General features: G+C 63.3%; 10 protein-coding genes. 7 read left to right on the top strand and 3 right to left on the bottom strand.

The annotated features are described in order from the left end of the window. Positions 1 to 47 precede the first annotated feature (47 nt). The gene (locus tag ACR3EL_RS13770) at positions 48 to 1028 is read left to right on the top strand and encodes an arginase family protein (protein ID WP_170339615.1); all 981 of its coding nucleotides are present in this window, start codon (positions 48 to 50) and stop codon (positions 1026 to 1028) included. Here ACR3EL_RS13770 and ACR3EL_RS13765 read toward each other — a convergent pair. Both ACR3EL_RS13765 and ACR3EL_RS13760 read right to left on the bottom strand, forming a co-directional pair. Beyond that, positions 1025 to 1993, bottom strand: coding sequence for an agmatinase (locus tag ACR3EL_RS13765; protein WP_170339617.1), 969 nt, complete (start codon positions 1991 to 1993; stop codon positions 1025 to 1027). The genes ACR3EL_RS13770 and ACR3EL_RS13765 overlap by 4 nt on opposite strands. Positions 1994 to 2076: 83 nt before the next feature. Continuing rightward, positions 2077 to 3594 carry a trimethylamine methyltransferase family protein gene (locus ACR3EL_RS13760; RefSeq protein WP_170339619.1) on the bottom strand — a complete coding sequence of 506 codons (1518 nt, stop codon included), beginning with the start codon at positions 3592 to 3594 and terminating at the stop codon, positions 2077 to 2079. 185 nt (positions 3595 to 3779) lie between these two features. On the opposite strand from ACR3EL_RS13760, the gene ACR3EL_RS13755 reads away from it, so the two are divergent. After that, a complete protein-coding gene (locus tag ACR3EL_RS13755; protein ID WP_170339621.1) occupies positions 3780 to 6215 on the top strand; it encodes a GcvT family protein in 2436 nt (811 codons plus the stop codon). A gap of 90 nt (positions 6216 to 6305) precedes the next feature. Next, positions 6306 to 7277: a LysR family transcriptional regulator gene (locus ACR3EL_RS13750; protein ID WP_170339623.1), complete on the top strand. Its 972-nt coding sequence runs from the start codon at positions 6306 to 6308 to the stop codon at positions 7275 to 7277. A gap of 14 nt (positions 7278 to 7291) precedes the next feature. On the opposite strand, the gene ACR3EL_RS13745 is transcribed toward ACR3EL_RS13750, so the two are convergent. Then, positions 7292 to 8317, bottom strand: coding sequence for a LacI family DNA-binding transcriptional regulator (locus tag ACR3EL_RS13745; RefSeq protein WP_170367754.1), 1026 nt, complete (start codon positions 8315 to 8317; stop codon positions 7292 to 7294). 135 nt (positions 8318 to 8452) lie between these two features. Between ACR3EL_RS13745 and ACR3EL_RS13740 the strand changes: the two genes are divergently transcribed. The 4 genes from ACR3EL_RS13740 (at position 8453) to ACR3EL_RS13725 (ending at position 11754) form a co-directional block, all read left to right on the top strand. Next, the gene (locus tag ACR3EL_RS13740; protein ID WP_005981170.1) at positions 8453 to 8635 is read left to right on the top strand and encodes a hypothetical protein; all 183 of its coding nucleotides are present in this window, start codon (positions 8453 to 8455) and stop codon (positions 8633 to 8635) included. 24 nt (positions 8636 to 8659) lie between these two features. Beyond that, a complete protein-coding gene (locus ACR3EL_RS13735) occupies positions 8660 to 9805 on the top strand; it encodes a TRAP transporter substrate-binding protein (RefSeq protein ID WP_480721976.1) in 1146 nt (381 codons plus the stop codon). A gap of 96 nt (positions 9806 to 9901) precedes the next feature. Beyond that, positions 9902 to 10414 (top strand): TRAP transporter small permease, encoded by a 513-nt coding sequence (locus tag ACR3EL_RS13730; protein ID WP_093964490.1) that lies wholly within the window; start codon positions 9902 to 9904, stop codon positions 10412 to 10414. Positions 10415 to 10425: 11 nt separating this feature from the next. Next, positions 10426 to 11754 (top strand): TRAP transporter large permease, encoded by a 1329-nt coding sequence (locus ACR3EL_RS13725; RefSeq protein ID WP_170340241.1) that lies wholly within the window; start codon positions 10426 to 10428, stop codon positions 11752 to 11754. Positions 11755 to 11766 lie beyond the last annotated feature (12 nt).

Here is an 11766-nt window from a genome sequence, read left to right as displayed (position 1 = left end):
CCCGGGTCACCCGTGGGGGCGGTTTCATTTCAGGGCGGGGAGACACGATGGCGGACCGCTACGAACAATCCATGATGGACAACCTTTACTGGTGGGGCGTGCCCACCCTGTTCCGGTGCCCCCATGTGGGGCCGCAGGATCAGGATATCGCCCTTGTGGGCGTGCCGCATTCCGCCGGCAACGGCACCACCGAACGCGACCAGCATCTGGGCCCGCGTGCGCTGCGTCATGTCTCGGCCGTGCAGCGCCGGGTGCATTCGCTGTTCCAGATCGACCCGTGGTCGAGCGCGCGCATCGCCGATGTGGGCGACGTGCCGTTTCCGCGCGCCAATGACAACGAAGACTGCATCGAGCGTATCACTGCCTTCTACCGTGACATCGACGCGGCCGGTGCGCGGCCCGTGTCGATCGGTGGCGATCATTCGATCACGGGCGGGATCGTGCAGGCGTTGGGCCGAGGCGAACTGGCGGGCGGGCAACCGGTCAGCTTTCTGCATCTGGACGCGCACACGGATGTGTTCACCAAGGTCGATCATTTCCTGGGGGCCAAAAAGTCGGCCGCGCATTGGGGGGCCTACCTGGCCGATCAGGGGCAGGTGGACCCGACCCGATCGATGCAGATCGGGTTGCGGGGGCATCCGCGCAGCCTGGACTGGCTGCAGCCTTCATATGACTATGGCTACAACATCGTCACCATGCGCGAGTTCCGCCAGCGTGGCTTGGCCGATGTGGTGGCCCAAACACGCGAGGTTCTGGGCGACCGGCCAGTCTACATCACCTTCGATCTCGACTGCCTTGATCCGACCATCGCGCCGGGCGTGTCGAACCTGGAACCCGGCGAAAAGGGTTTTGACATCGACGAGGCCGTGGGCATCCTGCATGCCGCGCGGGGGCTGAACATCGTCGGCGGCGATGTGGTCTGCATGATGCCGACCAAGGACAGCCCCAACAATATCACCGCGCTGACGGCGGCGGCGGTCATGTTCGAGATGATCGCGATGATCGCCGAGAACGTCGCGCGGGCCTAGCGCCGCGCGTCGATCGCCTGGGCCAGCACGCACAGCAGCTCGAACATCAGCGAAATGCCCAGCCAAGCGGTACCGCCCGATGGGTCGAAGGGAGGCGAGACCTCGACCAGATCCGCGCCCACAAGGTTCAGACCTTCCAGCTTGCGGATGACCTGCTGGGCCTGAAAGCTGTTGGGGCCGCCGATCTCGGGCGTGCCGGTGCCAGGGGCATGGGTGGGGTCCACGAAATCGATGTCATAGGTGCAATAGCAGGGCGCGTCGCCGACGATGGAGCGGACCTCGGTCATGACATCGTCGATGCCGCGGTCGAACAGCTCTTCGATGCGGATGATGCGGATGCCCTGCGCCTCGCCCCATTCGATATCCTCGGTGTTGTAGGCCGTGCCGCGAATGCCCACCTGCACGAAACGTTCGGGATCGACCAGCCCCTCCTCGACCGCGCGGCGGAACGGGGTGCCATGGGTATATTTGTGCCCGCCGAAATAGCTGTCGAACAGGTCGGTATGGCTATCGAACTGGATCAACCCAAGCGGGCCGTCGCTGGCCAGCGCCCGCAGGACGGGCAGGGTGGTCAGGTGATCGCCGCCCGCCGTCAGGGGCACTATGCCGCGCAGCATCAGGTCGGTGTAGAAGCGGGTGACGCGATCCAGCGTATCCTCGATATCCACCGGGTTGGGCGGCACGTCACCCAGGTCGGCACAGTTGACCAGTTCGAACGGGGCAACCCCGGTCACCGGGTTCATGGCGCGGATCATGGTGGACTGGTCGCGCAACTGCCGCGGCCCGTGCCGCGCGCCGGGCCGGTTGGTGGTGCCCCCGTCCCAGGGGATGCCGACCAGCCCAAGCTCGACCAGATCCATCCGGTCGTCGTCCGCGGTCAGGGCCGGCAGACGCATGAAGGTAGGGACACCGGCGAAGCGCGCCAGCTCCATCGCCGAGACGGGTTGAAAGAACGCATTTGCCATGAGGCCCCCTGTGTCGTCATTTGCCCGAGCCTAGCGCCAAGCCCGCGTCAAAAACACCCAGTCCGCGACACAGCAACGTCGGATCAGGACAGAACCCGGAAAATGGCGCGGATCTCGGCCTCCTGTTCGGGGCTGAGGTATTGCGGGTGATGCGTGCGCAGGATTTCACGCGCGCGGTCGCGGGCGGTGGACCAGGCATCGCGGGCGCCGCTGTCCTGCCAGCTGCGCGGCTCGGCCCGGTCGGCAAGGGCGGGGTAGAAATAGTCACGCTCCATCGCCGCATGGGTGTGGGCGCTGCCCAGAAAATGGCCCTCGCCCAGAACTGATTGGCAGATCGCGTCAAAACCCAGGTTTTCTTCGGTCACCTCGATCCCGCGCAGGGCGCGATAGGTGTGCGAGTGCATTTCGTCATCCAGCACGAACCCCTCGAAGCTGACCCCCAGCAGCGAGGCCGTCATGCCCGAGCTTTCATAGATCAGGTTGCCCCCGGCCAGCGCGGCGGCCAGCGAGGTGATGCCTTTTTCGGCGCCGTATTGCGCGTCGATGGCCTTGGCATCGGTCATCGAACAGGCCACGCCCGAGGGCAGCCCCAGCCAGTTGGTGATCTGGGCCGAGGCCGCGTTCAGCACGGCGGTTTCGCCACTGCCGCCCGAAAACGCGCCGGTGCGCAGATCGATGATGAAGGGCCAGTTGGAAAACACCATGGAAAAGCCCGGCCGGATCGCGTTGACCATGACCAGGCTGGCCAGAGTTTCGGCCAGAGACTGGGTCAGAAACCCGGCCATGGTGGCGGGCGCGGTCGCCCCGGCCTGGGCTGCTGTGATGCAGGACATCGGGATGTTGTGCGCGATGCATTCATAGACCACGTCCACCGCATCTTCGCCGTACCGCAAGGGCGAGATCACCGGGCTGATATGCGCCTTCAGGAACGGGCGTTCCGCAAAGGCGCCTTGGCCTCCGGCGGCGATATCCAGCATCCGCACGATGGGCGCGACATGTTCGGCCAGCGTGAACGAGGTCGCCACCGGTTTGGTGGTATTCCGGATCAGCGCATAGGCGGTATTCACGTCCAGATCGAAATTGTCCGGCACGTCGGTGGCGACGCAGCATCGGGTGAACCAGCTGACATTGGCCAGCGTGTCCTGAAGGCGGGTGAAATCATGCAGATCGGCCAGGGTCGACGGGCGATAGAGCCCGCTGTCCAGGTCCAGCGTCTGGACCGCTGCTCCGCCGGTGCCGAAATGCACGCGGTCGCCGCCCACTTCGATTGACCGGGCCGGGTCGCGCCCGTGCAGGGTAAACCGCTTGGCGGCCCGCCGGACCGCGCCTTCGACCATCGCTCGTGGAAAGACCAGCCGTCCCGGCGGGCCTGGCCGCGCACCTGCGGCGATCAGGTCTTGTGCCAGGCGGTCGGGCACCTCGCCCATGCCCAGCGTTTCCAGCAGGCGCAGGGCGGTGTCGTGGATCGCCGCGATCTCGGGCAAGGTCAGGGGTTTGTACTGCCCGCCGATCTGGCCGGGCGGGCAGGGGTCAAATGCCGGTTTGGCCGCCCGTTGCGCCAGCCTGGCCCGCCGCCCGCCGCGTTTGCCCTGTTCTGGCATCTCCGAAGGCTCCTGATCCGATCCTGCCCTGCAGGGTATGCGGCAACGCGGGGTGCAGCCAAAGCGGAAATGCCGTTTTGAGAAATCTCAATTCCCGTTTCGATTTTTCGGGACCGGCCACTGCGCCATTGCCCGCCCGCTGCGCCGTTCGGCAGGGTTCGGAGAACCTCAGAAGGAGCACACCCATGAAATCGCGCACCAAAGTCGTGGTGATCGGCGGCGGAATCGCCGGCTGTTCAACCCTGTATCACCTGACGCAGGAAGGCTGGAGCGACGTGGTTCTGGTAGAGCGCAACGAGCTGACATCCGGCACCACATGGCATTCGGCCGCGCAGGTGACGAATTTCGGAATGAACCAGACGATGGTGGGGCTCAAGTCGCATTCGATCCGCCTGTATAAGGAACTGGCCGAGGACCCGGACTATCCGATCAACTACCATCATGGCGACGGCGGCATCCGGTTGGCCAATACCGAAGCGCAGATGCAGGGCTATCGCCATTTCGCGTCGATGGCGCGAGGGATGGACGTGCATTTCGAGGTGATCGACGCGCAGGAATGCGCCCGCCGCCACCCGCTGATTTCCACCGAGAGCCTGCTGGGTGGCCTGTGGGATCCGCTGGACGGGGACATCGACCCGGCACAGCTGTGCCAGGCGCTGGCGCGGCGGGCGCGCAAGGCCGGGGCCGAGGTCTATCGCAACACGCCGGTCATTGCTCTGAGCCAGCATGGGGACGACACTTGGACCGTTCATACCGAGCACGGCGACATCGACTGCGACATCGTGGTGAATGCCTGTGGCTACCGCGTGAACGAGGTGGGCGCGATGATGGGCGTGCACCATCCGGTGGCCTCGATGGAGCACCAGTATTTCCTGACCGAGGAAATCCCCGCGATCCGCGACGCTGGCCACCGCATGCCGCTGCTGCGCTGCCCGATCAGCGATTATTACTGCCGGCAGGAAAAGAACGGCCTGCTGTTGGGCTTCTACGAACAGGACTGCAAGACCTGGGGCATGGACGGGATCGACCCGAACTTCGTCAACGCGCTGTGTCCCGACGATCTGGATCGGGTGACCGATGTGCTGGAAGGCGCGTTTGCCCGCATGCCCGCGCTGATGGAGGCAGGGATCCACACGGTCGTCAACGGCCCGATCACCTACACGATCGACGGCGCGCCTCTGGTCGGGCCGATCCCCGGCAAGCGCAACGCATTCTGCATCATCGGGCTGCGGGCCGGGCTGGGCGAGGGGGGCGGCCACGGCTGGCTGCTGGCCCAGCAGATCGTGCATGGCGAGGCCTGTTATGACACTTGGTGCCTCGACCCGCGCCGGTTCGCCGGGCACGCCAATGTCGAGCTGACCGCGCTGAAGGCGATCGAGGATTATCAGAACGAGTTCCGCTTTCATTTTCCGCACGAGCACCGCCCCGCCGGGCGGCCCGCCAAGACCACGCCGCTGACCCCGGTTCTGGCCGCCGAGGGCGCGGAGTTTACCGTGGTGAATGGGTGGGAGCGGGTCGAGTACATCAAGCCCACGCCCGATTTCACGCCGACGCTCAGTTTCGATTTTGACGAAACCTTCGACGTGATCGCCGCCGAGGTCGCCAACGTGCAGCAGAATGTCGGGCTGGCCGAGGTCAACGGGTTCAACCGGATCGAGATCACCGGCGCCGACCGGCATGCGTTCCTTGACCGGATGATCTGCGGCGCGCTGCCCCGTCGCCCGGGTCGGGTGGGGTTGGCCTATCTGCTGAACCATCAGGGCATGGTCAAGGCCGAGGCGACCATCGCCAATCTGCCCGCCAGCGACCGGGGGCCGGATCGCGTCTGGTACGGCTCGGCCGCCGCGGCCGAGCTGCACGACATGGATTGGCTGTCCCGATACATCGCTCCCGACGAGGACGTGCAATTGCGCAGCCTGACCAACGACCAGACCATCCTGGTTCTGGCCGGACCACGGGCGCGTGACGTGTTGTCGGCCTGCTCGCGCGGGGATTGGTCGCGGGACGCCTTCCCATGGCTCAGCGCACGCGAGTGCTTTGTCGGGATCGCGCCCGCTACCGTGATGGGCGTCAGTTTCTCGGGCGAGTTGGCCTATGAGATCCATGTGCCCAACGCCTCGCTCCATGCGGCCTATCTTGCGCTGCGGCAGGCCGGACAGGCCTTTGGCCTGCAACTGTTCGGCGCGCGGGCAGTCGAGTCGATGCGGATGGAGAAAACCTTCCTGCATTGGAAGGCGGACCTGATCACCGAGTTCGACCCGTTCGAAACCGGGTTGGGCCGCTTTGTTCGGCTGGACAAACCGGAGTTCATCGGGCGCGCGGCGCTGATCGAACGGCAGGCCAAGGGGCCGTCACGCAAGTTGGTTGCCCTGCAGGTGCAGGCCGCGCACGCGCCCGCGCATCCCGGTGCGTCGCTGATGGCAGGGGATCGGGTGGTGGGAACGGTGACCTCGGGCGACTGGGGGCATCGTACCGGGCTGAACCTTGCGCATGCCTTTGTCGAGCCACACCAGTCGCCCGAGGGCAGCGAGATGATGCTGGACCTGTGCGGTGACAGGGTTCCGGCGCGGGTGATTCCTGCCTGCCCCTACGATCCCGACTTCATCCACATGCGCAGCTAATTGGGGTGACCAACATTCACCATTGCCCGAAAGCCAAAACTCTGTTTCGCTAGTTTCGATGAAATCGAAATTGCGGGAGGGTTTTGCCCCGTGTCCAAAACACTGAGCTTGCGCTGGTTGGAAGTATTTCGCCTGATCGCCAAGTCCGGTTCGATTCAACAGGTGGCCTCGGAAACGGGTTTGTCGATCAGCACCGTGTCCAACCATCTTCGCAGTCTGGAAGACGCCCTTGGCATCGCATTGGTGGATCACGGCCGTCGTCCGATGAGCCTGACACCGGCTGGCGAAGTATTTTCGCGTTATGTACGGGATGGCCTGACCGTGTTGAAGCGGGGCGAGGCCGAGATCCGGTCTGGCAACTGGCGCCACGCCACCGATCTGCGGCTGGCCCTGGTGGACGATTTCGACAACCAGATCGCGCCCGAACTGATCCGGTTCCTGGCCCATGCGCTGCCGCGCTGCAATTTCCGGCATTTCACGCGGCCCAGCCACGAAATCATCGAGAAATTGCAGGAGCACAAGCTGGACGCAGGTGTGGCGACCCGACCGCCCGGCGGCACACAGGGGCTGATCGAATATCCTTTGATGCGCGATCCGTTCATCGTGATCGTGCCCGAAAAGTTCAAGGGCGAGGTGCAGGACCTGTTCTCGCCCCATTCCGACCTGCCGCTGCTGCGGTATTCGCGAGACTACACGATCGGCAAGCAGATCGAGATCCAGCTGACGCGCAACAAGTACAACCTGCCCAACCGGTTCGAGCTGGAATGCAACCAGTCGATCATGGGGTTGGTGGCCGAAGGCAGCGGATGGGCGATCACTACTGCCGGGTGTTTCCACCGGGCGCATCGCTATCATGACTCGGTTCGGGCAACGCCTTTTCCGGGGCGGAACTTTGTCAGGATCGTTTCCCTGTTCACGACCGAGGTCTATCCTGACACCACTTCTAAACTGATCCACAAGGCCCTCAGCAGCTTGATCCGGCAGTATTTCACCGAGCCGATGTGCAAACGGCATTTGTGGCTGAAGGGTGATTTCCGGACGATGGAAGATCAGGCCGCCTGACCCGGGCACGCGGATTACCGCGAGTTGGCAGGACCCAGAGACTGTCTTTCGACGATATGCGTGTACAGGTGTTCACCGGCCGCCGGGGTCCTTTTTTCAACCATTTCGATCAATGCTTTCGCGGCTTTTCCACCCATTTCCCGATGCGGCACATGCACAGTGGTCAAAGCCGGGCGCAGGATCCGGGCCAGTTCGATGTCATCGAACCCGGTGATCGAGACATCCTGCGGCACTTTCAGCCCCATGTCCTGAGCCCTGAGCAAAGCGCCAGCGGCCAACACATCGTTGCCGCACATGACAGCCGTCGGCGGCGTGTCCTGCGACATGAAACGCGCGAACGCTTCGGCGCCGTTTTCGATTTCATACGGGGTCTCGATGACCTGAAGCACCTGCGGGTCAAGCCCGTGCTGCCGAACAGCGTCGCGCACGCCGTCCAGTCGAAGGCGCGCGCGGTCGTTGCCGTGGGTAATGCCGGATATCACCGCAAGCCGTCTGTGTCCGAGGTCGAGGACCCATTTCGCCAGCTCGTACATGGCCGCCCGGTTGTCGAATCCGATGGAGGGCAGACGCCCGTCCGGGGAAAACGACCACGCAACCAGCGCCGGAATTTCGCGGTGTTCAAGAAATTCGTAGATGCGCGGCGCCCGGTCGTGACCGATCAGCAGCAGGCCATCGGCGCCGCGGGCGACTAAAGTTCGGATCTGCTCTTCTTCGGTTGCCGGTTTGTAGGCCGAACTGGATACCAGTAGCGTATAGCCATGTTGGTGCAGCTCTTCCTGAAAGGCCTGCAAGCCGCGCGCAAAGATGGCGTTTTCCATCGTCGGGATGATCGCGCCAATGGTAAACGTGCGCTTGGCCGCCATGACCCGAGCCGCGAAATTCGGTGTATAGCCCAAGGCCTCGATCGCCGATTGCACGCGTTTTCGGGTCGCTTCGACCACCCTGTCCGGGGTGTTGATGCAACGCGAGACCGTAGCCGTGGAAACGCCTGCCCTTCTGGCAACGTCATCCAGTGTCGGGGCGGGCTTCAGCTTCGACATTTCCAAACCTAATCTTTGTTCTCTTCAATTCTAACCGGATCGGATTGGCAATGAAAGGTGAAATGTAAGCGCTTGCATTTTCTATGTAAGCGCTTACAAATGGCATCAGTGCCGATTCTACCCGGAGTCCCGAACATGTTCCTTGCCGCATCCGCCATCGTCTTCGTCGTCTATTTCGCGAACGTGGCGCTGGGTGCGTTTGCAGGCCGCGCGTTTCTTGGGGATGTGGGCGAGATGCTGGTTCTGTTCGCGGCGTCGATCCTGTTCGTTGTCGCAATTCTGAAAAAAGAGGCCGCGCGCGAGGAGAACGGCGGCTGAATTTTTCCAATGGGAGGGCAATCAATGAACAAAGATCAAATGGAACTGGCGTCAACTGAACGCCGCAATTTCCTCAAACTCAGTGCCAGTGGCGCGTTCACGGCCGCACTGGTGGCGGGCGCAAGCGGCGTTTTGTGGTCATCCGAGGCCGCAGCGCAGACCGCGAAGGAGGAAAAGGAACGCGAACAAGCTGCCGAGCATGTGATGACGGTCGCTACAGCCTATGTGCTGGGCGCCTCGCGCAGCTATCCGATCATGCAGCTGGACCTGAAGGAGAACATCCAGAACGCAACCAACGGCAAGGTCTATGTCAAGCTGGCCCCGGGCGGGCAGCTGGGCGCGGGCGGCGCGTTGGTGCAGAAGGTTCAGGGCGGAACCATCCAGGCCGCGCAGCATTCGCTGTCGAACTTCGCACCCTTTGCCTCGACCGTGGACCTGATCAACATGCCGTATCTGTGCGGCTCGAACCAGCGGTTCACCAACCTGGTGCATTCCGACACCTGGAAGAACGAAGTGCATCCCAAGGTCGAGGCCGCAGGCTTCAAGGCGCTGTTCTATGTCGTGATCGACCCGCGCGTCGTGGCCGTGCGCCAGGGCGGAAATGCCATCATCACCCCCTCGGACATGAGCGGTGTGAAATTCCGCGTGCCCGGGTCCAAGATGCTGCAGCAATACTACCGCATGGCCGGCGCCAACCCGACGCCTGTTGCCTGGGGCGAGACCCCCTCGGCCATCAAGCAGGGCGTGGCGGATGCGCTCGACCCGTCGGTCGGCGCGCTCTATGTGTTTGGCTTCAAGGATATTCTGTCTCACGTCACCTTCACCCAGGCGGTGCCGGACAGCCAAGTCTATTCCTGCAACCTGGAATGGTTCAACTCGATGCCGGCCGACGTGCAGGAGGGCATCATGTGGGGCTCGGAGATGACCAGCCACCAGAACCTGGCCAAGGTCCCCTCGGCCCGCGCCTATGCCATGGCCGAGTTGAACAAGGCTGGAGTCGAGTTCCACTCGCTGACCGACGACCAACTGGCCGAGTGGCAGGAGGCCGGCGGTTATCAGCGCTCGGAGTGGGACCCCTTCAAGACCGAGCTGGCCGGGTCGATGGATGCCTTCGAAAAGCTGGTCGAGGCGGCCGGCACCCAAGGCAAATACTACGTCCACGACGCTTGATGCGGACCGGGCGGGCGCCGGAGGCGCGCCCGCCCTTTCCAGACCTGCGCGGCCTGATCCTTCAGGCCCATCCCCCCAGCCTTGCCGAGGGAAGCGATGTCCTTACTCAAAACCATAGACCGCAACGCCGAACGCTGGCTGCTTCTGGTGTTCTACGTGATGCTGGTTATCACGATGGCAATCGAGGTGCTGCGGCGCGAGATCTTCGCCTATTCCTCGATCTGGGGCGAGGAGATCGTCCGCTATTCCTTCATCTATCTGGCCTGGATCGGCGCGGCCGCGGCGGTCAAGGAACGCGCCCATATCCGGATCGACGTGATCATGCATTACCTCGGGCCGCGGCCCAAGGCGGTGCTGTATATCTTCGGTGATCTGGTGATGTTCGCGGTGGCGGTCATCGCGCTCTACTGGTCCTACGAGGCGGTGCATGTCTCGGCCAAGTTCGGCTCGGTCACTGACGGGCTGCGGGTATCGAAGGTGTGGTTCCTGATGGCGGTGCCCACGGGCTTTGCCCTGATGATCTGGCGCCTGATCCAATCGTTGATGAATGACATCAAAAGTCTTCGTGACGGCACGCCCGTCTTCGAAGGCGACAAGCTGTTTGACTGAGGAGAAACCGGATGCTGTGGAGTTCTCTCAATCAAACGGTCGAACTGGGCTGGGATTTCTACCTGCCCGTGATCCTGTTCGTCGGCCTGATCGCGCTGGCAGTTCCGGTCTGGGCCGCGATCGGCTCGGCCGCGATCGTGATGCTGATCATGTCGGGGGACCTGCCGCTGAGCCTTGTGGGCGAAAGCCTGTTCACCGGCATCGACGCCTTTGCCCTGACCGCGGTGCCGCTGTTCATCCTGACCGGTGACGTGCTGGTGCGAACCGGGCTGTCGCGCAAGTTTCTGGACGTGGCCGAGGCGCTGACCTGTTTTGCCAAGGGTGGGTTCGGCTCGGCCACGGTTCTGGTTTGCGGCATGTTCGCGGCCATTTCCGGGTCTGACGCGGCCGGCGCGGCGGCGGTGGGTCGGATGACGATCAACCGACTGGTCGAAAGCGGCTATCCGCGCCCCTATGCCTGTGCGCTGGTGGCGGCGGGTGCCTGTACCGGCATCCTGATCCCGCCTTCGATCGCCTATATCATCATCGGGCTCGTGCTGGGCATCTCGGCCTCGACCCTGTTTCTGGCCGCTCTGATCCCGGGGCTTGCGATCCTGATCTCGATTCTCGTGACCAACATTATCATGAACCGTCTCTATGCCTATGAGGGCGGCGGCATGATGACCATGGGCGAATGGCTGGCCAACCTGGGCAAGGCGCTGAAATCGGGCTGGTACGCCTTCATCGTGCCGGGCATCATCTTCTATGGCATCTTTTCGGGTCGCCTGACCCCGACCGAGGCCGGCGCGACCGCCGTTGTCGTCACCATCATCATGGGGTTCATCCTGCGCACGCTGACGCTGGCGGACTTCCCGTCGATGCTGGTCAGCTCGGCCAAGGTGAACGGGGTGATCCTGCCGATCATCGCCTTCTCGGCCCCGCTGGCCGAGGCGCTGGCGATCATGGGCGTGCCGCAGGGCTTCGTGGCCTCGGTGACCTCGCTGACCGAGGATCCGTTCCTGCTGATCCTGCTGATGATCGGCATTCTGATCGCGGCCGGTTGCGTCATGGAGACGACACCGAATATCGTCATCCTGGCCCCGATCCTGAAACCGCTGGCGGACAATATCGGCATGAACGAGATCCAGTTCTGCATCATGATGATCACCGCCTTGGGCGTTGGCTTCATCACGCCGCCACTGGGGCTGAACCTGTTCGTGGTTTCGGGGATCACGGGTGAATCCATCCTCAAGATCGCGGCCCGCGCCGTGCCCTTCGTGCTGACCATGCTGATCGTCGTCATCCTGATCGCCTACGTTCCGGCGCTGTCGACCACTTTGCTTCCTGAAATCTACCAATAGGATCTTCTGAAT

The organism is Ruegeria sp. BJ3 (genome assembly GCF_056535665.1).
Note: the sequence above shows the minus strand (reverse complement) of the source record. Positions and strands in the feature narration are given on the sequence as shown.